Origin of the sequence: Acinetobacter sp. YH12052 (genome assembly GCF_013419835.1) — a bacterium.
Lineage (GTDB): Bacteria > Pseudomonadota > Gammaproteobacteria > Pseudomonadales > Moraxellaceae > Acinetobacter > Acinetobacter amyesii.
This window is the reverse complement of sequence record NZ_VOZI01000023.1, coordinates 14,079-36,255: the sequence shown is the minus strand read 5'-3', so window position 1 is coordinate 36,255 and position 22,177 is coordinate 14,079. Positions and strand designations below refer to the sequence as shown.

The window sequence follows — 22,177 nt, the reverse complement described above, 5'->3', positions numbered from 1 at the left end:
GGGGCTGTACTAGATAAGATTTAAATTCCAGTCCAAACTCGCAAAGTTTTTAACTGTTGACTTGGACTGCCATAATTAAATCTAAACTCACATTCCTTTAGAAACAAGGGAAAAGATTCTTTAGGAATACCATTATATTTTCTCAATATTCTTTTCGCTTGATTCCAAAAAATTCTCAATTCCATTGATATGATTTTTCCCATTTGCGAAATGAGTTGAATGGTTAACTCTATGGTGGCAAAAACCTGCAACATCCAAAGCATTGTAGCTACGCTATTGATCTGTATAAACAATGCTATCTGGTGTGATTTTCTTAGAAATTACAGGCATTAAAGTACCAGACTTAGTATCAGGAACAACAACAGTATAAACTTTACCATTTCGCTTCAATAGACCAAATACGATAACTTTGTCAGCAGCTCCACGTCCTCGTTTCCCTTTACGGGTTCCGCCGAAATAGCTTTCATCTAATTCAATCTCACCATCGAATATTTCAAAGGCTTCAACTTCTAAATGATAAGAAATAATTTTACGAATCTTAATAAAGAAAAGTGCTGCTGAATTATGATGAATTTTTAATAAATCAGCAGCAGCTCTTGCAGTCACTCCTAGCACGAAAAACTCTAGTAGTTTTAATTGAGTTTTCTTATTTAATTTACAGTTAGTTAGCTTCATTTTCATCGATTAACATAGTGCTAATCTAGTACAGCCCCAACATTATTTTTAGTTTCGACACTCTTATTTATAAGCACCCAGACATTTGCTAAAAGTCGGTCAATTTATATCCCATCTTCGACCATGCCTGACCATATTCCACCTGAACAATTTAATGCTTTGCTGATGGATCATGCTAAAACAACTCAACCTGAGAAATCAGTACAGGACGTAAAAAAGCCTCTTAAACCCATTTCACATGCTCTAAATGAAGAAGATGCAAAGAAAAAAGCGGAAGCCAAGAAAATCGCTTCAACAGCTAAACGTGATTTTGAACATAAAATCAAACGTGCTTGGGATACACCACCTGGCTCTAGCGGTAAAACGGCCATTGCTCGCGTGATTTTATCTGAAACAGGTGCTGTCCAAGCAGTCATCGTAAGCTCCAGTGATCCTGATATGAAAGCCAGTATTGAGGCTGCAGTTCGTGCTGCTGCACCATATCCGATGCCTAGCGACCCAGATGCTAGACGTGAAGCACAAAGTTTTACCTCTACATTTAGATCTTCAAATTAAGTTTGATAAATCCGTGCATTGCTTGCGGGGATTTTTTTGTGGTTAAGCAATGAATCACCCCATACCCATTTTTTCTTATCTTCAATAGATCAAGTTTCATCACTGGTATGATGTTTATTTTTAAGCTTCTACATCCATCCCCCCCCCAGTTCCACCCTTTCCTAAAATGAATACTCAATCGATTGTACCTGTGTGTTTCAATACTTGAGCTTTTATAAAGCTCTAGCCCCGACTAATTGATCCATTCTTGTCTTCGTTCTATATAACGCCGTGTATGTGGGACTCAGCAACATCAAGTATTACTAAAATTTTCTAAACACTTGATTCAAAAATAGAATCTTATAACTAAAGAATTATCATTTTCATTCCAAAATGTGATGTTGTGTTCATGATTTTTAAGCTAGACTTGACGAAACTCGGATAAAATCTCTGCATTTTTCACAGTGTTATAACAGTTCAGTCATATTTTCATGCTTTTAATATCCCAAAATCATGCCATTATGTGACACAACCAAATACAGACAATAACTCACATTTTTAGAGTAATTAGCGAATGATGGAAATGACGCGTAAACATCTTCTTTGCTTAGCCGTATTCACTGCTTTGAGCCCAGTTTTAGTGACTCAAACGCATGCGCAGCTTCACCTCGAAATCACTAAAGCTCCTGAAGAAGCACCTAAAATTGCGATCGTGCCTTTTAGTAATGACTCAAATATTTATCCAGTGGTTGAAAATGACTTGAACCGCTCAGGTAAATTTACCAGTGCCTCTAAAAACTTACCTGCAACTGCAACAATAAATTCACCTAATGCAGAAGCATGGAAAGCTGCGGGCGTACCCTATGTCGTGACAGGTACATCAAAAACAACGGCTGATGGCTCTTATGAAATTCACTACCAACTGTATGATGTTGAAAAAAAACAATACCTGTTAAATGAACTACTCACTGTACCTGCTTCACGTTACCGTCAAGCAGCGCATATGATCAGTGATGCGATCTATCAAGCTTTAACTGGCATTCCAGGTGACTTCAGCGGCCGTATTGCCTATGTATTGCGTAATGCAGCAACACCAGATCAGCGCTATACCCTACAAATTGCAGATACAGATGGTGAACAACCCCGTACGATTTTGACTTCACGAGATCCAATCCTTTCCCCTGCGTGGACGCCTGATGCGAAAAAGCTAGCCTATGTTTCTTTTGAAACCAAGCGCCCTGCAATTTACATCCAAGACTTAGCAAGTGGTAACCGTGAAAAAGTAGCAAGTTTCCGTGGTCTAAATGGTGCACCAAGCTTCTCACCTGATGGTAAATCGATGTTGTTTACCGCTTCAATGCATGGCAATCCTGAAATCTATCAAATGGATTTACAGACTCGCCAATTAAAACGCATGACCAATGACACAGCGATTGATACAGAAGCACGTTATGCCCCTGACGGTAAATCATTTATTTTTACCTCTGACCGTGGTGGCTCTCCACAAATTTATACCTACAACTTAAGTGCTGAAAGTGTAAAACGTTTAACTTTCCGTGGCGCTTTCAATGCGCGTGGTACGCTAAGTGCGGACGGTAAAAAATTAGCTTTGGTGCATCGTCCTAGCGGTAGTAACTATAAAGTTGCGGTTCAAGACATTGGTTCTGGTGTAACCAATATTTTAACACCAACAAGTTTAGATGAATCCCCAAGCTTCTCTCCAAATGGTCAAATGGTGGTGTATGCAACACGTGAAGCAAACCGTGGTTTGCTCTCGATCATGTCTTTAGATGGTCGTTTCCGCATGAACTTACCAAGTGAACAAGGTGAAGTTCGTGAACCAGCTTGGGCACCGAAATAAACACTGCATGATTTATTCAACAATAACTTTTTAATGAAACATCATAAATAACCGTCATGGAGATCAATATGAAAGCGATGAAACTGATTGCATTACCTGTTTTAGCTACAGCATTAGTAATGACTGGTTGTGCCAGCCGTAAACCTGCAGCAGACGTACAAGCAGGACAAAACCCAAATAGCTCAACCACTGTAAACACTTCTGGTTTAAGTGAAGATGCAGCACTCAATGCACAAAACCTAGCCGGTGCATCATCGAAAGGTGTAACTGAAGCGAATAAAGCATTTTTAGCGAAGCGCGTAGTACACTTTGACTACGACAGTACAGAGCTTAGCAATGAAGACTTACAAACCCTTCAAGCTCATGCACAGTTCCTTGTTGCTAATGCAAACTCACGCGTTGCTTTAACAGGTCACACCGATGAACGTGGTACTCGTGAATACAACATGGCACTTGGTGAACGTCGTGCCAAAGCTGTTGAAAGCTTCCTGATTACAACGGGTGTAAGTCCAAATCAGCTTGAAGCAGTTAGCTATGGTAAAGAAATGCCAATCAATGCGGGTCATGATGAAAATGCATGGAAAGAAAACCGCCGCGTAGAAATTAACTACGAAGCTGTTCCTCCGCTGCTTAAATAAGACTTGAAAAAGTCTGAGCTAAAAAAAGCACTCATTGATGAGTGCTTTTTTGATTTAACCTGTATCATTTAATTTATATCGTTTCATTTGCACCGTTCTATTCAACGTTCTTTGCTTTAACTCAATTTAGCCCTTTAACTCAGGATAAATTCAGTTAGTTGCTTTAGAACTTTAAGAAAATATCCAATTAAAAATGCAAATGAACGACTTTTAAAACGAGATCCTTAGCTTTACCAACTAGAAAATTAGCTTAACAATCCAAATCATTACGCTTCTGCTTCTGGATGTTCAGCATTTTCTTTTTCTGTTTGCATCGACTCAATGAGGTCATGTTTATTGAACTTTTTATACTCTGCTTTTGCTTCGTAACTGCTCCATGCAGCTTTTACGGTATCCGCAGAAATATCGTCTAAATTCAATCCCTCAGTTGCAGTCGGAGTCGCATCAAATTTTTGTGTGGTCATGTTGTGCTCCCTGTCTTTCGATTTATACATTAGATTCAACATAGCATGTTATTCAGGACTTGCAAGGGTAAAATCACGACAAATAGTCTAGTTTAATTTTTCTTTTCCTTCGTTCTCATCTAAAATGTTGCACAATCACATTTTTATCATTTTTGATAAATTAATATTTGGAGTTTTCCGGTTATGTCAAATCTCACCCTTTCCCAATTTCTACAACAACAAAGTGGTAATCTTACTCCTGCATTAGCACAAGTTATTGAAACAATTGGTAATACATGCAAAGACATCGACCTTCTTTTACAAAAAGGTGCTTTGGCTGGTGTATTGGGTAGCGCGCAACACGAAAACGTTCAAGGTGAAGAACAAAAGAAACTTGATGTCATTTCAAATGATTACCTCATCGATGCATTAAAAGTTCATCCACATGTCGGTGGTTTGGCATCTGAAGAATTAGATGAATTCACACCAGCTCAAGAAAATGGCGATTATCTTGTTTTGTTCGACCCATTAGATGGTTCAAGCAACATCGATATCAACATGTGTGTTGGCACAATTTTCTCAATTCTTCCTGCAAAAAATGCGGTAACGCAAGCTGAAGATTTCATGCAAGCGGGTGTGAATCAAGCGGCTGCAGGTTATGTACTGTATGGTCCATCAACAATGATGGCTCTAACTGTCGGTGCTGGCGTAGTCTTCTTTACTTTTGATCCAGAAAGCAAAGAATTTTTATTAACTAAAGATGCGATTGCGGTTGCAGCAGACACTAAAGAATATGCAATTAATGCATCGAACCAACGTCACTGGGAAGAACCTGTAAAACGTTATATCGACGAACTTCTTGCAGGTAAAACTGGCCCGCGTGAAAAAGACTTCAATATGCGTTGGGTCGCATGTATGGTGGGTGATATTCATCGTATTCTTTGCCGTAGCGGTATCTTCATGTATCCATACGACTTCAAAGATCCGAAAAAAGCAGGCCGTCTACGTTTAATGTACGAAGCAAACCCAATGAGTATGTTGATGGAACAAGCTGGCGGTGCTTCTACAACAGGCCGTGTCCGCATTCTAGACATCCAACCAACAGAACTTCATCAACGTGTTCCTGTGATTATTGGTTCTAAAAACGAAGTTGACCTAGTTACGTCATACCATAATTAATTTCTTATAACGAAAGTCAGTATTTTTTGCTGACTTTCGTGGATATCTCCCTCATGGCTCTGATTTATCTCGAATCAAAAGACAACCCTAAAATTAAACACCTCCGTGGCTTAATCGAACAAAATGCCTACCGTAAAAAACAAGGTCAAACTGTTTTGGAAGGCACACACTTGGTGTTGTCATGGTTAGACTCAAAACGTCCAATCAAATCGATTTTCACCACTGAACAAGCAATTAACCATGCTGATTTCGACCGCATTGCGGAACAATATCAAGGTGCGGTGTTCATTCTAAGTGAATCTTTATACAAAGATATCAGTACACTTGGAACATCTATTGCTTGCTTAGCAATTGTGGATTTACCAAGTTCAAGTGAAGCGCTTAACTTCAGTGAAGACACCTTAATTTTAGACAATATTCAAGACCCCGGTAATGTAGGCACCCTACTCCGTTCTGCTGCCGCGGCGGGTATTGAGCAAGTTGTTTGTACCAAAGGCTCTGCATCGCTCTGGTCACCGCGTGTATTACGCGCAGGTATGGGCGCACATTTTTCATTAAATACCTTTGAAAATATTGCCCTTGAAGATATTTTGACTAAATTCAAAATTCCAGTGTATGCAACAAGCTCACATCAGTCTGAAAACCTATATAGCAAAAATTTACGCAAACAATGTGTGTGGATTTTAGGCAATGAAGGTCAAGGTGTTTCTGAGTATGCATTACAACATGCAGAAGCCGTTGCGATTCCTCAACCGGGTGGTCAAGAATCGTTAAACGTAGCCATTGCTGGCTCGATCTGTTTTTTTGAAATGGTACGTCAGCGTCAGTAAAATCGTTATTTTATTGTATTTAGCGCTTAAGCCTGAAAAAAATAGACTACACTAGAAAAAATAATAATTCTTTTTGTCAACCTAACCGTTATTTCCATCGTTATTTGTATATGAATATGGAAATAATGGTGGGTATCCGATGACAGGATTTTCCATCTCTATGGATTTAGCACCCAAAAAGTCCGAGACGCAAGACAGCAGTGTTTTAAAAAGCACGGCTGAGTCTCGCCTGAAAAACTTCATGAATGAAGTGACGGGGCGTGCTTTAGTAATGATGGAAAGTGCAACGCACGGTCAACATGGCATTGCCATGGACTTAGTGCAAGAAGCCTTTATTTCCTTACATAAAGCCTATGCTGAAAAGTCCACAGAGGAATGGTATCCCCTGTTTTACACCATTTTAAATAACAAGCTGCAAGACTGGCGTCGAAAAGAAGCACGTCGTTCACAGCCGTTTTCCCTATTTAGAAAAGTCAGCCTAGATGACGACGATGTCGAGATACAGGATGTGGTAGATGAAACTACACCAAACCCTTTCGACTTTCTGGATCAGGCTGTCACTGCAGAGGAAATACAAGATGCTATCGCAGAACTTCCAGTCCGCCAGCAACAAGCATTTATGTTGCGAGCTTGGGAAGGCTTTGATACGCATACAACTGCAGAAATTATGAATTGTTCCGAAGGCAGTGTGAAAACACATTACCACCGTGCCATTCAAGGTTTACGTACCGCTTTGGCACATTTGAATCCACATATGGGAGGATCATCCGAATGAAACAAGATGATTTCTTAAAGCAAGTAACTTCCAAACTTGATGGACTCGCACAGCACCATAAAGACAAAGCAACTGTCATGAATAACGTGCTTGAAGATATTCATCAGCGCGAAACTTCACGTTATGGTTTCTGGAAAATGTCTGGCTTTGCACTTGCAGCAGCAATTGCAGGTTTTGTCATTTTACCGAATGCGACTGTACTGGATGACAAACCACAAAATCAGGTGATTTCAACCCCTAAGCTCTCCCCTCAAATGGTAGAAGATCTTGAAATGTTGATGGTTCTGGGTGAGGACAAAGTTCCACATGGCAGCTAAAAAATTAGCAATTGCATTCTGTGCTTTTAGTTTTTTGCAAACCAGTTTTGCTGGCTTTGATCGCTTTTGGATATTTTCAAAAGATGCAGATACTCAAGTCAATGAAACTTGGGATTCGCTATCTGAAGCAGAACAACAGGCTTTAATTAAAAAGTATCAGGCACTCAAAGAGATTCCTGCAGATCAACGTGTCAGCTTGCAACAGCGCATGGATTGGTTCACTCAACTTCCAGATAGTGAAAAGCAACGTATGCGCGAAACTTGGCAAAAAATGAGTACTTTAGAACGTAAAGAACTCGCGACACGTATGCAAAAAGCTAGTCCTGATGAACGACCTGCTATTCGCGATGAGTATATCAACAAATATTTACAGCCTATCGCTGTCGCTCACTAATCTAAAACAGCAGCATGTTGCGAAAATCAAATCAATTAAATTAGTTAAGCCATGAAAAGCCTCTTATCGAGGCTTTTTTATTGTATTACTTGCTCAACCGACGTTGACGATACATACCTAAACCAATCAGTGTCAACAGCCCAAATAATCCCATCGAACCACCGCCGCTAGAAGAAGAGTTGGTGTTTTTCGCTGTATTCTTAAGGGTCAGAATTGCATTACTTGAGGCAATACCATCACTATCAATAACGCTATATTCAACAGGATAGTCAAACTGACTAAAGCCATTTTTTACAGAGAAGGTGATTTTGCCACCGTAGCAGGTTTCCTTTAAATAACTTGCTGGACAGCTACCACTATACTCAGCTTCAAAGTTTAAACCTGCTGGGATTTTCGTAAAACGAATTGGAATAATTTGGCCTTCTTCATTTTTATGCCATACCGATTTACCCGCTGGCATAGATGCAACTGGACCATCACCATCATCATTAGCATTTTCTAATAAATTATTGACTGTAACAGACAAATTATTTGACGGACTAATCGTATATTGGGCAGCTTTGGCCACTGGGGTCATATTTTTAAAGGCCACACGTACTACACCAGAGGATTCCGCCTGACTCCCTGTCTTTTGTTTTAGCGTATATTTACAAAAACCGTATTCGGTAGGTGCTGTTGTTGCCCCACTGGTGCGATAAATAACGATTTGTTTTATTCCCGCATCCCAATCACAGTGCAGGTCATGCGGTGGATTACCTACGATACTTGCTTCGCCTGTACTAGACACCGTAATTTCACTACCGATGCCGATTGGTGAAGTCTTCACGGTATAGTTGTCAGCATTTAAGGCAATTTGTCGTGTTTCAGCACTACCATTCACAGACTCTTCTTGAGGTAATGATGCCGGGAACGGATCAAAATAAACCGCACGATATTTAAGGTTATTTTTTAATGCACTTAATACCGCTTCGTACTTTGTTAAATCATCCTGATTGGCAACTTTGTATTCTGCATAATCAGGATCATCGATATCCTTTTTCAAAGCATCAATTGTATTTTGATACTTATCTTGCAGAGCTGTTAAAGACTCATTGGTAATATCTGCCATATCTGCTGCGGTTAAATTCATTAACTCAACCGAACCAATATCACATGTGTTTCTTTGCGTAGGTGATAACTGTAAAGTACCATCTGTGATCCGCAAAATACCCCGTTGATCCGCATCACTACAACCTTCTAAGCCAAGATTGATCAAGTCAAAACCGCTGCCGATTGCTTTCGGGTAATACAAAGGTAAATACAAGTTATAAGCAGATTTTGTTTGTAGGGCGCTTAATAAAGTGCCCATAGCATAGCTACTTACGTCATGGTTTTGCAGAAAGCTTTCCGTACTATTCAGCACACTTTCGGGTAAATCACACTGTGCGGCTGCCAGTTCAAAAGCGTTATTACTTGCAACAAATTTTTGACTATTATCAGGTACAGCGTTATTGAGATAACGACAAGATTTACCACCAGTATTGTAGGCCAATACATTGAAATACCAAGCCTTTGTACCATTGTTATCATAATAATAGGTACTAGCCGCATTGTTCTCGACTATTGTATTACTGGTTAAAACGAAGCTAGAAAAAGCACTTAAACGTTCCGTTCCCTGAGAAATGGCACGGATAATACTACCCGTATTTGGATTTGCTTGGTTTTTTGCAATCGTATTTGCTGTCAGTTCAACTTTGGCATTTCCACAGAAGTCCATCACACTATTGCTCGTCGATGAACCATTTTGAATAATACTGCTTTGCTGGAACACAATTTCAGGCTGGGTATCCCCCAAGTTGCCGATACAGTCCATAGCTACCACACTACCTTTAGGTGCGACGTTACCCTGAACTAAACTGCTCACCAATAATGTTTTTTTCGACATATTATGCGCAACGGAGTAGATCGCACCGCCAGCAACTTTGGCCTGAGAGTTTTCTATTGCACCATTATTTAAGGTAAATGCTCCCCCTAAATACAAGGCACCACCACGGTCTTCTGCCATCCCGCCAGTAAGGCGTACATTATTGACGATAAAGTTGGCTTCTGAGCGTGAAGTATTAAAAATACGCGATTTGCCTTGGGCATTAATCGTCGTTCTAATATCTTCATAGGCAGGAAATTTCTGCGTCAGTAAATTTTTTGAATCATAGTTAAAGCGACTTTTCCCCTCTATCACGATCTGATTTAGAGGAACTAACTCACCTTTGGTCAGAAGATATTCACCTGCTTCAAGTTGAATATAATCGGTCTGCCCATTATTTGGATTACCGACATTACATCCACCAAAAGATTTGTTTTTACGTGCAGTTTCAATCGCTTCACGTAAAGAACATTGATTGAGATTTTCACCATTTTCATCATCAAAGGTCGTAACTTTGATGATGTTACTTGTCGCTGCCATAGATGACATAGCCGCAAGGACCATGACCGCCAGCAATCCTTTTTTATAATTTTTCATGTGCTGTCCTTAATTCTATCCAGACTATTTTTTAAAGCGACGAAATCCAACTAAGCCAAGCAGCGCAAAAATACTCGCCCAGCCTAGAGCACCACCCGAAGTTTTAACGGTTTTACTTTCCATTTCATTGTTTGGTTCTTGGAAAATACGCACTTCTGCAGCTAAATAATTTTTTGCCGAAGTATTAAAACGGGTTGAAGACGTCACCACACGCAATTCAAAAATATCTGCGCCATGCCAATTTCCATTTGGCGTGTATTCAAAATCACCATTCAAATTCAGTGTGAATTTACCTTTAGATTCGGTGCTTTGTACAGTTATTGGGCAACCATCTTGCCATGGCTCACCCGTTGGATTTGCCATACCCATCACTTTTGTACATTCTTCTTTTGGAATTAAATCACTGTCACCTAATGCATCTAAAATATTAAACTTGGCCACTTCACCTGTACGAATGTCTTTACCTAATCGAGGCATGCTCACAGGAACCACAATTTCGATAGCCCCACGATCACACCAAACATCATCCAAATTACGATTTTTTCCACGCTGATCAGAAGACTCACAATACACATGATGCTCATTGCCATCTGCTGTGGTCTTCCCCTTATTTAATATCGAGCTTGAGAAAATCGTTTCGTAATCTAATAAAATACGAGGACGTAAATAACCAATAAATGCGTTATTTGCTGTGGTAAATGGACAGAAAAGTGCATTACGATCTTCTGTTAAGGTTTTACAGCTACCTTCATCTTCACCCGCAATTAAACTCGTCCCAGACCATACATCATTTAAATTTGCAGCAGGCCCAACAGGACAACTCGCAGCCACTAAGTTGTTATAAAAAACAGATTGGTCTGTTCCTGAGTTCACGACTTTACAATCTTGAGCGGTACCACTGAGCGCATTACCAATCACCACACTATTGGCTAAATAAGCATGCTCAGAGGTACTATTTAGTTCGATACCGCCACTGTTCTTCAGTACTGTAATATTATTGAGTGCTAAACCATCACGTAAGTTGACAGCAAAACCTTTGTTTTTGAAAAAAGTACTATTGGCAATGATATTTTGAGGGTTACTGAACACCAACTTGCTGATGTCTGCGAGCCCATTTTGATTGTAAACAATCGCTCGACCAGAAGTGCTTTCATTATTTTTGAACAAAGATGTATAGATTTCATAAGCCGGTGCTTCTGAGTAAATTGCACCCCCATCTACCGCTTTGTTGTTTTGAAAAATCGTGGTTCGTATATATAGACGGCTTGCTACAGCTGCGCCATCTTCTGAAAATCCAACATTGTAGATTGCACCACCAAGTCGTGCATAGCCATCTTCAAACTTTACATTTTCAAGTGTAAGTTTTTCATTATTAAAAATGATGCCGCCTTTATCAGCACATTGATCTTGCTTACATCCTTTAAATGAAATTTCTTTAAAATTGATCGCAAGTAGTTCTTTTTCGCCATCATTAATATTAAAAATTTGATCCTTACCCGTCATTTCAATGACGGCATTATTAAGACCGAGTACGACATCTTCATTGACGTTACTGCCATACGCCGTTTTCAGATTCAGTTCTGCTTTAATATCAATTTTTTTAGTGAGTTTATAAACTTCATTTTTTTTCAGAGAAATTGAGGCATAGGCGTCTTTACCCCCGCAACCATTATATCCGGCTTCTGGCATACCATTATTGATATATTCTATGGCTTCACGAAGTGAACATTCCTTGTCATCCTTTACAACATCTTCAGTGGTTGTAACGATAATTTCTGCGCTAAATGCATGACCTGCCATGAGAAGCATGCCAATGCCTATGCTCTGTTTGAGCATATCCATCTCCTTAAATATTTTTTATCTTTTTATTCTTAAGTTGCACAATCCTTGCAACATTAAAATATTTTTATGTACTTTGTCACAGCTTGAGTAATTACTCAAGAATTTTTATTGCTTACCGATATTCATCAATTAGGGCAAAAATCTGTCTTAAATTGGCATGACTCAATTTGACTTTTTCACCTTTTAACATCTGAATAAGTTGTTCTAAAGAGCGAAGTAAAATAGACGCCTGATGCGGCCCATGTGCCAACAAATAATCCACAATTTGTTGATCCATATGGATGCCACGTCGCGCTAAAACAGAGTTAACGAGCGCTTGACGGTCTGCGTATAAGCTACCATTCGGCACTTTCACACTAACAGCCTGAGTTAATCGAGACTGTAGGTCTGGCAGTTCAAGTTTGAGTTCAATTGGCGCCAGTCGAGATGAAAAGACCAATTGACCACCTTCTTCGTTATTATAGTTAATCAGGTGAAAAACGGCTTTTTGCCAATGTGGAACTCCACTGATGGCTTCAATATCATCTAAAGCCACCAAGTCATAGCGATCTAGTGAAGTAATCGCTTCAGTGGGCGCATCGAGCAATTCAAGCAATGAAACTTGAATTGCTGATTTGCCAATTTCTAAATATGAATCACATATTGCAGACAGTAAATGGCTTTTTCCTGTGCCAGCTCCGCCATAGATATAGAAACGATTCATTAATCCTGCATGTAATTGACGTACACCATCGATTACATGTCCCCAACTCGGCCCAGAAAAATCACTAATTCGGGCATCGAGCTGAGGTTCTATATCTAACTGCAATTGACGCATATCTATATTTTGGCCTTATCAATCTTTATGTTCTGATCGTTCAATGTTACTCGAAATTTCAGGATCTTGCAGCGAATTTGCAGACTGATTTTTGAGCTCTATATCGACAGCAATTTGATTGGTTTCTACGCTTAATGTGCCAATTTCAGCATCATTCACCACGAGTACATCATTTCGGTATAAATTACTTTTCTCATAATTTTCACGCGCATGACGTAATAACACCACAATAATCGCTGCGACTGGTAATGCAATGAGCATTCCGAGCAGTCCTGCCAATTGTGCGCCTGCAAGCACCGCAAAAACTACGGCTACTGGAGACAAACCAATTTTGTCGCCCAGTAAGAACGGCTGTAGGATATAGCCTTCTATCGCCTGTCCCACCATGAAGACAACCAGCACTAAGGCCAAATGCACCCAATCCAAACCGAATTGGAATAGACATGCCACAACTGCCGAAATAATACCGACTGCAAAACCCAAGTACGGAATAATGCTGGCTAAACCCGCAATCATCCCAATGATGATGCCGACCTCAATACCCACCAATTGAAGTCCAACCGCATATACAACGCCCAACAAGAACATCACCAAGAACTGGCCTTTTACAAATGCGCCTAGAACTTCATGACATTCGCCTACGATGGTTAATGTGCTTTTTTCGTATTTGCGTGGAATAAGTCGACGCATGTTTTCTAACATACGCTCCCAATCTAATAAGAAATAGAAAGCTATGATTGGAATTAAGACAATCGTGCCACCAATCTGTATGAAATTCAGACCCGATTGTGCCACTTTTAACAACATGGCTTGGATACTGTCTGCACTATAGTTGGTTTGAATATACTCCATGATCGCTGCTGACATTTGCTCTGTATCAATTTCCATCGGTACAAGATTAAATGTCTCTGATAACCACGGCAGGAATGTATAGTTGACCCAATGAATATTGCTTGGAATATTGTTTTTCGCATACATCAACTGTTCCCATACCAGTGGTACGAGGAACCACATTGCAAGGAATATAGCGACACCAATTCCAATAAAGACCAAACTGATAGATAACCAGCGCGGCAAGCCAATATTATGTAATTTATCGACTAAAGGGCTAAATAAATATGCAATTAGAAATGCGCCGATAAAAGGAACAACTACAGGCTTTAATAAGTATAAAACCCATATGATCAATGCTATCCCAGCAAGAATAAATATTCGGCGCAAGGTGCGATCACCCATATAAAGTCACCTTTTTTCAATGTAATCGTTATAGAAAGGAAAATATTTTAATAAAGATAACATTTTAGTGCGAAATAGCATAAGAGTTTTGCATATTCAGGTTATAATCCCCGCGCGAATGCGGAGACTTCATTATGAGCAACTCAACTTCTACCCCAAACACTGGTTTAAGCTACAAAGATGCAGGTGTCGACATTGAAGCGGGCGACGCGTTAGTCGATCGTATCAAATCTGTCGCGAAACGTACTGCACGTCCTGAAGTAATGGGCGGCCTAGGCGGCTTCGGCGCTCTTTGTAAAATTCCTAAAGGTTATGAAGAACCTGTTCTCGTATCTGGCACAGATGGTGTTGGTACAAAATTGCGTTTAGCATTGAATTTGAACCGTCATGACACAATTGGTCAAGACTTGGTTGCAATGTGCGTAAACGATCTTCTTGTATGTGGTGCTGAACCACTGTTCTTCCTTGACTACTATGCAACTGGCCACCTCAACGTCGACGTTGCAGCAAATGTTGTGACTGGTATCGGTGCGGGTTGTGAACTTGCAGGTTGTGCATTGGTTGGCGGTGAAACTGCTGAAATGCCAGGTATGTATGAAGGCGAAGACTATGACCTTGCAGGTTTCTGCGTAGGTGTAGTTGAGCAAAGTAAAATTATTGATGGCTCTAAAGTTAAAGCGGGTGACGTTTTAGTTGGTGTTGCATCTTCTGGCGCACACTCAAACGGTTACTCACTTCTTCGTAAAATTTTAGATGTGAAAAACGTTGACCTTACTCAAATCGTTGATGGTCGTCCACTTGCAGATACAGCAATGGAACCAACACGTATTTATGTAAAACCAATTCTTCAGTTATTGAAAGAAGTGGATGTACACGCTATGGCGCACATCACAGGCGGCGGTTTACCGGGTAACTTACCTCGCGTACTGCCAAATGGTGCTCAAGCGGTAGTCAATGAAGCATCTTGGGAATGGCCAGAATTGTTCAAACTACTTCAAAAAGAAGGTGGTGTTGAACAATTTGAAATGTACCGCACATTTAACTGTGGCGTAGGTATGGTTCTCGTGGTTGATGCAGCAGATGCTGACAAAACTGTTGAATTACTCAATAGCCTTGGCGAAAAAGCATTCACAATGGGTCACATTGCAGATAATGCTGAATCTGTTGAAGGCGCTGACGAAAAAATCCGTGTAGTTTTCGCATAAGCAACGTTCATGATTAAAATTGCTGTACTTGTTTCAGGCAGCGGATCTAACCTGCAAGCCCTGATCGATGCCAATCTATCAGGTCAAATCGTTGGGGTGATTTCCAATAGACCTGACGCTTTTGCACTGCAACGTGCAAGAAAAGCAAAGATTGCAACTGCAGTCATTGAACATAAGCAATATCCAAGTCGTGAAGCTTTTGATGATGTGATGCATCAACAACTGCTCGACTGGGATGTTGATTTGGTCATTTTGGCAGGCTTTATGCGCATTTTAAGCGCAAAATTTGTCAAAGCATGGGAAGGAAAAATGATTAACATCCACCCTTCTCTGCTGCCAAATTATAAAGGAATGCATACTCATCAACGTGTGTTAAACACCGGTGATGTCTTCCATGGCTGTACAGTTCACTATGTGACTGCAGAGCTGGATGCTGGTCAAGCGCTTGCTCAAGGCGTACTTAAAGTCAATGTGCATGATCATGCAGAAAGTCTGGCAGATCGGGTTCACGTGCTTGAGCATGTGATTTACCCTCAAGTGGCAGAATGGATTTGTAATGGCACCATTCAACACACTGAAAACGGTGTTTTATATCGTGGCGAGCCTTTGCAGCAACCTGTTCAATTCTGTAAGTTCTAAGCAACTGTATAATTTAACAATCAACGCATCTTAGGGTGCGTTTTGTTTTTCAGTGCCAAATAAAACTCTATTTATTACTAAAATCTAAAATCTAAAATCTAAAATCTAAAATCTAAAATCTAAAATCTAAAATCTAAAATCCATTTTTGCAGAATGTTCAACTTTATGATCAATATGTAGTTTTTATTTAAATTAAAGCTTTTAGCATCATTAAAATAATAAGCTTATATTGCAATTATTAAACCTTATAAATCTAGAAATATTACATCCTTCAAAAAAAAGTGGAGAAAATCACATGTTAAAATCCATCACACTGGCGACTTGTGCATGTATAACACTGGGTATGATTGGTTGTGCTACGACATCAAATCCGGCTACTGATCGTAATTTAGATAAATTACAAAACAAAAATTGGGTTGCGAGTGAAATTCAAGGCGTTAAGCTTGAAGCTGACCCTAACAATTCGAACGTACCCACCATCACTTTCGACGATACTCGTGTAAGTGGTTCTGATGGTTGTAATCGATTCATGGGCGGTTACGCTGTGCAAAAAACAAAAATCCAATTTTCAAACCTTGCTACAACACAAAGAGCGTGTTTGACTGCGACAAATATTCCTCAACATTTTTCGCAGGCATTGAGCCAAGTTACTCATTATGATGCCTCTAAAGATCATTTGAAATTTTTAGATGCCAACAACAAAGTTGTTTTACAATTTGAAAATGCGAAATAAATCTCAAAAGTAGAAAGTAGAATGTTTCATTCATAAAAAAAGCACTCTATAGAGTGCTTTTTTTGTGTTGTCGTTTTTAAGGTTCAATGATGACGCTTAGACAATTTAAGTAAATTTTTGATCAATTCAACAGTTTCCACAGGATGTTCCAAGGGAAACATATGACTCCCCGCAGCAACTTTAAATGGAATCCCAAATTTTTTCTCAACCTTTTGTGGAAAGTGACGTGCCAAAAATGGCCCCTGCTCTGCAATTAACTGCTGCACAGGCACTTGTGGTTGAGTCTGAGGTAACCACCACAGTGAAGGATTGGTTCGAAAAATATGAACCTCATCATCACGTGAAATCGTTAATTCCACCCCACCACGCAGTTTATCGTCCATCAATGCATAATCAATATAAGCTTGATAACAGTCTGGATCGAAATCTTTATAAAAACCTTTCGGCCTTAAAAGCTCCGCTGCTTGTTCACGACTGTCCCAATGATCACGACGACGCTTCGACAATCCTGCTGGGGACATTTTATCGAGGACTTTAAGTTTGAGGAGTTTTGCGATGTGCAAAGCAAAAGACTCTTTCCCCATGATCATAGGCGGATCAATCATTAAAACTTGTTCAAACAATTCTGGGCGTTGTAAAGCAGCCTGAAATGTTAAAACCGAACCTAATGAATGACCTAATCCAATCACCTTACGACCATTGGCCTGACGTACAATACTGTCAATGACTTGCTGTGTTAAGCTTTTCCAATGGTTATCGATTGGGTAACGCTTATCTGGCCCAAGTAACGGCACATAGATCACATCATATTCATCACTCAGTAAATCAAACAATTTTTGATAAACCCGTGATGGCACGCCATTGGCGTGCGCAAAATGAATTAACGGTTTCATTGTAACTTCGTGCTGTTTTCAGATTGAACCTGTTGTGACAATGCACTTGCCAAACCTTGACCAAACGAGCTTCCCATACGACCTAGTACAGAATCAAATGGACTATTTTCAATGGTATAGTTCACGGCTTTTTCAGTTTTCAATTCACGTTTCAGGCTATTTAAACTACCTGTACGGTCAGCAATACCCAGCTTCACAGCCTGATCACCTGTCCAAAATAAACCTGAGAAAATAGCCGGATCATTTGATTTTAATTTCTTACCGCGACCTTCTTTCACGGCATTAATGAAATGCGCATGAACGTTATCGAGTACACCTTGAACATGTGCTTTTTGTGCAGCATCGACAGGTTGAGTCATGGATAAAATCGCTTTGTTCTCACCCGAAGTCATGGTGCGATCTTCTACACCGAACTTTTGCATCAAACCACTAACGCCATAGTTCGGCATGATCACGCCAATTGAACCCACTAAACTTGAAGGATTGACAATAATTTCATCTGCCGCAGACGCTATATAGTACGCACCTGAAGCGCCAGTATCACCAATAATGGCATACAGTTTTTTATCGGTATGGGCTTTTTTCAAGTACTGAATTTCTTGCCAGATTTCATCAGACTGAACAGGTGAACCACCCGGTGAATTAATATTTAAAACAACCGCTTTGCTTTGTTTATTTTCATAAGCTTTTTTCAAAGCTTTGATGGTATTTGCGCTGTTTACACTTTGCTTGTCCGCTGCAATGGTCCCAATGATATCAACCACGGCAATATGTGAACCCGCTGTTGCTGCAGGATCTGATGATGACATGCTGCAACTTTTTGCCATCGCAATGATAATAAATAGCAAATAAGCAAAGGTTAAAAATTTAAAAAATATACCCCATCTACGCGCTCTACGTTGTTCCTCAACGGAAGAAAGCACGGCTTTTTCTAATATTTTCCATTCATTTCCAGTTGGCTGCTGGATATTGTTTGAAGAACTTTGCTGTTTTTCTTCAGGTTTTGGTGGCCATTCGGACATAAAAAAAACCTAGTTAATCGTTAATTTGTAGTCATTATATACACGCTAATCGCTATAACTGTCTAATCAATTCATTTTCCCCTATAATTATTTTAAATTTTCTTTCATTTGTATCAGACTTAAACAAGATGACCGACCAAAATTCACAGGACACCACATATCACCTGTTAAAATTTATCAGCCGTCAACCTATTCAAATTTCAAGATTAATTGCAAAAGGTTTGGCTGGGTTAGTCAATGTTTTAAAAATCTCTAAAACCTACTCTACGATTCAACGCAATCTCAAAATTGCATTGCCTGAATTATCAGAGTCAGTTCGCATTCAACTCACCAAACAAGCGATTCGAAACGAACTTTGTTCTTATTTTGAATTTTTCAACATTTGGGGTGCAAGTACTGAAAAAAATATTCAACGAATTCATCACGTACATGGCGCTGAATATTTACATGATGCGCTAGACTTACAAAAAGGCGTTGTCCTCGTGGTACCACATTTTGGCACATGGGAAATCATGAATGCGTGGATTGCACAGTACACCCAAATGACCATCATGTACAAGCCAGTGAAAAGCGAATCTGCCAACAACTTTGTCCGTGCTGCACGAAGCCGCGAGCAAGCAACACTGGTTCCTACGGATGAATCTGGTGTTCGTCAAATTTTCAAAGCATTAAAACAAGGTGGGACGACAGTGATTTTGCCAGACCATACGCCCAATGCAGGCGGTGAAATGATTCCTTATTTTGGCATCCCATTAAAAACCAGTAATTTAAGTGCCAAACTAATTCAAAAAACCAAAGCACGTGCGCTCTTACTGTACGCCATTCGTAATGATAATCATGGTTTTGATATGCATATCGAACCCATCGATGAGAGCATTTATGAAGGCAATGCAGATGATGGCTCGATGGTTATCTTTAAAGCAGTGGAAGATTTAATCCATCGTTACCCAGAGCATTATCACTGGAGCTATAAACGCTTTAAAGCCAATCCAAAATTGAGAAATCTATACAATATTAGTGATGAAGAGGCTGCTCAACGCATCCACGATATTCGTGAGGAATATCAACAACAGCAAACAATGACAGTGGCTGAATAACATCTTCACGCCTTGCCCTTGAGCGAGTTTCTCTATTCGGATTCTTTTGATAGGCTGCGATATAGATCAAGCCATTTATACTTTGTTCGCTCTTCGATCAACTCGATTTGCTGTTTATTTTGCTTGAAATGAATACTTCCACTTTGTGCGGTCTGTAAGAGTGGAATATCCAATTGTTTGAGTCGTGTTTGGGTCATCTTTGCAGGATGTCCATAACGATTAAATCGCCCCGCAGAAGCAATCGCCAACTTGGGCTTAAAATGGTTTAAAAACGCATAGGATGAACTGTGCCGACTACCATGGTGTCCAAGCACCAAGACATCGACTTTTAGGTCTGGATAATCACTTAACATTTGATATTCCGTCTCCCAACCCGCATCCCCCATCAATAGAAAATGTCGTGGGCCATTGACGCCTTTGACCGTGACATATAGAACACAAGAACGTTCATTGGCATTCCATTGAGCATTTGTCAGATCTTCAGGCTTTGGCGAGAGTATTTCAAAATATACTTGCTGATCCCAATTCCACTGCTGACCACGCTGACATAAGCGCTGTGGAGCTTGGTTTATGGTTTGTACCCGCTCATTACTTGAAAGCTGTCCAATATCAAGCTGTTGCTCCAATGAGAAAAAGCCACCACTATGGTCTTGATCTAAATGAGTCAATAACACCCGATCTAGTCGATGGACACCTTGCACACTCAAAAATGGCCGGATGATATTTTGCCCAACACTAAATTTATTTTCATCATAGTTTCCACCGAAGTCCACCATCATATGATGATCTACAGATCGGATGTAGATCGCCTGCCCTTGCCCCACATCTAAAATTGAAAGCTGAAAATTTGCTGAATTTCTCCATGGGATAAACAGAGCAAAAAAGGCAATGACCGCCCAATATTTTGGCAAGATTCCTTCAGGTAAAAATAAGATTACTATGGCGAGTATCAACAGTACGATCTGAGTGGACGTCAATGCGACATCTTGCATTTGTGGTGCAAAGAGTCGATCTAAGCCATAGAGAAATACATGTAACACTTCTAAACACAGATCATTGAATAAAAAGACCAAATGCGCCAAAGGTGTAGAAATATATGAAAGTGCCCCTCCGATGATATCTAAAGGAACCACCACAGCCCCTAACCACGGGATGGCGAATAAATTACTTAATGGGCTAATCCAAGTCACTTGCTTGAAAAAAATCACCATCAATGGAAATAAGGCGAAAAAGATTTTCCATTGTGATTCCACCATCAACCACAGTGAATACTTTAACTTTTGCCAAAAACTGGCTTCCGCTTGAGCCAGTAAATGCTTCCTTAAGGTTTGATAAATCCGCAGTAAAATAAAGCATGCGCCATAAGACAACCAAAATGCCGCGGATAAAATACTAAAGGGATCCACAAGCAATAATATAGCAGCACTAAAAACCAGCAATTGAAAAGGCTGAATGGTTTGCCGTAACAAAAGCATGCTACTTGCGACAAGGCAGATCGTCAGCGTTCTTAGCGCCGGTATTTCAAAGCCAGTAAAAGCACAATATAGAAGGACACAGAAGATAAAGGGCACGACCAATACATATTGTTTGGGCCATTTGAGATAGATTTTGGGACAATATTTTCGAATAGCTAACTGCATCGCCCAACAAAGCATACTGGCAAAAACAAGTACATGTGGACCAGATATCGCCAATAAATGACTCATCCCAAAGCGTTGAAATAATTCACTGGTGCCTTCAGTGAGTAAACTTTTATCACCTGTAAGCAGCGCTAACAGCAAGCCATGATTCTGCAGCGGTTGTTGGTATATAAACGCTCTTAAATATAAACGCTGCTTTTCGACTTTTATTTTGAACTGATGTAACACACCTTGATGTCGTTGATATTGCTGGCCATAACCCATCGCAGTCATATGTTGAGGTGGTATTAATTCCACCGACTTCACCTTTAAACTGGCATGTATATTTTGCTGTATGCTCCACCGTTCTTGATCAAATGCACCTTCTGTCACATAACTCTGCGTAGGCCGTAACTCACCATACATACGATAGTATTGTCCAGGGACCAACTGAATCGTCTGTTCATTATTTTGCAAAATTGAATTGGGTAAATACGCCATAAAATGTTGAATCTGCTGATTCACATTGAGCACTTCAATTTTTTGCTGAATTGCTTGGTCTTTGAGTTGGCTGATCTGTGGGATATACACAATAAACTCGCCTTGTCTGCTCTGATGTTCAACCAATGCCAAACGCTGATCGAGTTGAGTATTGGCGAAACTAAAGCCGAGAATTGCACCTATGCAAAGATTTGCACTGAGCTGTAAGATTTTCGAAAAGATACTTTTTAGTTTTGGTGAAATGTAGAGCTGTAGCACTAGCCAAATCAGGACAATAAAAAGCAACTGAGCTGTCGAGAGTTGTGGATTCCAAAACATGAACCCCATAAAAGAAATACCTAAAATCCAGCCAATACAAAAACTTTGTAACATGAGTCGTCATTATTTTTATTATGTGCTGGCAATAATAAAGCCCACCGCGGTGAGC

General features: G+C 40.0%; 19 protein-coding genes and 2 pseudogenes. 12 read left to right on the top strand and 9 right to left on the bottom strand.

The window, feature by feature from the left end; genetic code table 11:
* Nucleotides 1-20: 20 nt before the first annotated feature.
* Nucleotides 21-675, bottom strand: a pseudogene (locus FTU06_RS14795) (IS1595 family transposase).
* Between the two features lie 249 nt (nucleotides 676-924).
* Here FTU06_RS14795 and FTU06_RS14790 point away from each other — a divergent pair.
* From FTU06_RS14790 to pal, 3 genes and pseudogenes are all read left to right on the top strand, one after another.
* Nucleotides 925-1,230: pseudogene (locus tag FTU06_RS14790) on the top strand (cell envelope integrity protein TolA); the annotation flags it as partial.
* A gap of 556 nt (nucleotides 1,231-1,786) precedes the next feature.
* Nucleotides 1,787-3,070 carry a Tol-Pal system beta propeller repeat protein TolB gene (gene tolB / locus FTU06_RS14785; protein WP_171319182.1) on the top strand — a complete coding sequence of 428 codons (1,284 nt, stop codon included), beginning with the start codon at nucleotides 1,787-1,789 and terminating at the stop codon, nucleotides 3,068-3,070.
* Nucleotides 3,071-3,138: 68 nt separating this feature from the next.
* Nucleotides 3,139-3,708 carry a peptidoglycan-associated lipoprotein Pal gene (gene pal / locus FTU06_RS14780; RefSeq protein WP_180034379.1) on the top strand — a complete coding sequence of 190 codons (570 nt, stop codon included), beginning with the start codon at nucleotides 3,139-3,141 and terminating at the stop codon, nucleotides 3,706-3,708.
* 266 nt (nucleotides 3,709-3,974) lie between these two features.
* Here pal and FTU06_RS14775 read toward each other — a convergent pair whose 3' ends face one another.
* The gene (locus tag FTU06_RS14775) at nucleotides 3,975-4,172 is read right to left on the bottom strand and encodes an NF038105 family protein (protein WP_078190373.1); all 198 of its coding nucleotides are present in this window, start codon (nucleotides 4,170-4,172) and stop codon (nucleotides 3,975-3,977) included.
* A gap of 183 nt (nucleotides 4,173-4,355) precedes the next feature.
* Here FTU06_RS14775 and FTU06_RS14770 point away from each other — a divergent pair, with 183 nt between their 5' ends.
* The 5 genes from FTU06_RS14770 (at nucleotide 4,356) to FTU06_RS14750 (ending at nucleotide 7,646) form a co-directional block, all read left to right on the top strand.
* Nucleotides 4,356-5,330, top strand: a complete 975-nt coding sequence (locus FTU06_RS14770) for a class 1 fructose-bisphosphatase (protein WP_078192041.1) — start codon at nucleotides 4,356-4,358, stop codon at nucleotides 5,328-5,330.
* A 53-nt stretch (nucleotides 5,331-5,383) separates the two neighbouring features.
* A complete protein-coding gene (locus tag FTU06_RS14765; RefSeq protein ID WP_078192042.1) occupies nucleotides 5,384-6,160 on the top strand; it encodes an RNA methyltransferase in 777 nt (258 codons plus the stop codon).
* 160 nt (nucleotides 6,161-6,320) lie between these two features.
* On the top strand, nucleotides 6,321-6,935 hold the full coding sequence (locus tag FTU06_RS14760; RefSeq protein ID WP_180034434.1) for an RNA polymerase sigma factor: 615 nt from the start codon (nucleotides 6,321-6,323) through the stop codon (nucleotides 6,933-6,935).
* Nucleotides 6,932-7,252 (top strand): hypothetical protein, encoded by a 321-nt coding sequence (locus FTU06_RS14755; protein WP_078190377.1) that lies wholly within the window; start codon nucleotides 6,932-6,934, stop codon nucleotides 7,250-7,252. The genes FTU06_RS14760 and FTU06_RS14755 overlap by 4 nt, the downstream gene beginning before the upstream one ends.
* A complete protein-coding gene (locus tag FTU06_RS14750) occupies nucleotides 7,242-7,646 on the top strand; it encodes a DUF3106 domain-containing protein (protein WP_078192044.1) in 405 nt (134 codons plus the stop codon). Before FTU06_RS14755 ends, FTU06_RS14750 begins: the two co-directional genes overlap by 11 nt.
* Before the next feature lie 85 nt (nucleotides 7,647-7,731).
* Here FTU06_RS14750 and FTU06_RS14745 read toward each other — a convergent pair whose 3' ends face one another.
* The 4 genes from FTU06_RS14745 to cxpE all read right to left on the bottom strand — a co-directional run bounded on the left by FTU06_RS14745 (nucleotide 7,732) and on the right by cxpE (nucleotide 14,041).
* Complete coding sequence (locus FTU06_RS14745) at nucleotides 7,732-10,146, bottom strand: CSLREA domain-containing protein (protein WP_180147353.1); 2,415 nt, start codon at nucleotides 10,144-10,146, stop codon at nucleotides 7,732-7,734.
* Nucleotides 10,147-10,170: 24 nt separating this feature from the next.
* Complete coding sequence (rbtA, locus tag FTU06_RS14740; protein ID WP_180147350.1) at nucleotides 10,171-11,982, bottom strand: rhombotarget A; 1,812 nt, start codon at nucleotides 11,980-11,982, stop codon at nucleotides 10,171-10,173.
* A 118-nt stretch (nucleotides 11,983-12,100) separates the two neighbouring features.
* Entirely contained in the window at nucleotides 12,101-12,805 is a 705-nt protein-coding gene (hda, locus tag FTU06_RS14735) for a DnaA regulatory inactivator Hda (protein WP_078190380.1), read from the bottom strand.
* Between the two features lie 18 nt (nucleotides 12,806-12,823).
* Nucleotides 12,824-14,041, bottom strand: a complete 1,218-nt coding sequence (cxpE, locus tag FTU06_RS14730) for a chloramphenicol efflux transporter CxpE (protein WP_180147347.1) — start codon at nucleotides 14,039-14,041, stop codon at nucleotides 12,824-12,826.
* 134 nt (nucleotides 14,042-14,175) lie between these two features.
* Here cxpE and purM point away from each other — a divergent pair, with 134 nt between their 5' ends.
* The 3 genes from purM (at nucleotide 14,176) to FTU06_RS14715 (ending at nucleotide 16,618) form a co-directional block, all read left to right on the top strand.
* Nucleotides 14,176-15,246, top strand: coding sequence for a phosphoribosylformylglycinamidine cyclo-ligase (purM, locus tag FTU06_RS14725; protein ID WP_078190382.1), 1,071 nt, complete (start codon nucleotides 14,176-14,178; stop codon nucleotides 15,244-15,246).
* Between the two features lie 9 nt (nucleotides 15,247-15,255).
* Nucleotides 15,256-15,885 carry a phosphoribosylglycinamide formyltransferase gene (gene purN, locus FTU06_RS14720; RefSeq protein WP_111883942.1) on the top strand — a complete coding sequence of 210 codons (630 nt, stop codon included), beginning with the start codon at nucleotides 15,256-15,258 and terminating at the stop codon, nucleotides 15,883-15,885.
* Between the two features lie 295 nt (nucleotides 15,886-16,180).
* Nucleotides 16,181-16,618 carry an META domain-containing protein gene (locus FTU06_RS14715; protein ID WP_180147344.1) on the top strand — a complete coding sequence of 146 codons (438 nt, stop codon included), beginning with the start codon at nucleotides 16,181-16,183 and terminating at the stop codon, nucleotides 16,616-16,618.
* Nucleotides 16,619-16,701: 83 nt separating this feature from the next.
* Here FTU06_RS14715 and FTU06_RS14710 read toward each other — a convergent pair whose 3' ends face one another.
* Both FTU06_RS14710 and sppA read right to left on the bottom strand, forming a co-directional pair.
* On the bottom strand, nucleotides 16,702-17,511 hold the full coding sequence (locus tag FTU06_RS14710; protein ID WP_180147341.1) for an alpha/beta fold hydrolase: 810 nt from the start codon (nucleotides 17,509-17,511) through the stop codon (nucleotides 16,702-16,704).
* Entirely contained in the window at nucleotides 17,508-18,533 is a 1,026-nt protein-coding gene (gene sppA, locus FTU06_RS14705) for a signal peptide peptidase SppA (protein ID WP_078190385.1), read from the bottom strand. Before sppA ends, FTU06_RS14710 begins: the two co-directional genes overlap by 4 nt.
* Before the next feature lie 128 nt (nucleotides 18,534-18,661).
* On the opposite strand from sppA, the gene FTU06_RS14700 reads away from it, so the two are divergent.
* Nucleotides 18,662-19,630: a lysophospholipid acyltransferase family protein gene (locus FTU06_RS14700; RefSeq protein WP_180147338.1), complete on the top strand. Its 969-nt coding sequence runs from the start codon at nucleotides 18,662-18,664 to the stop codon at nucleotides 19,628-19,630.
* A gap of 32 nt (nucleotides 19,631-19,662) precedes the next feature.
* Here FTU06_RS14700 and FTU06_RS14695 read toward each other — a convergent pair whose 3' ends face one another.
* On the bottom strand, nucleotides 19,663-22,122 hold the full coding sequence (locus FTU06_RS14695; RefSeq protein WP_180147335.1) for a DNA internalization-related competence protein ComEC/Rec2: 2,460 nt from the start codon (nucleotides 22,120-22,122) through the stop codon (nucleotides 19,663-19,665).
* Nucleotides 22,123-22,177 lie beyond the last annotated feature (55 nt).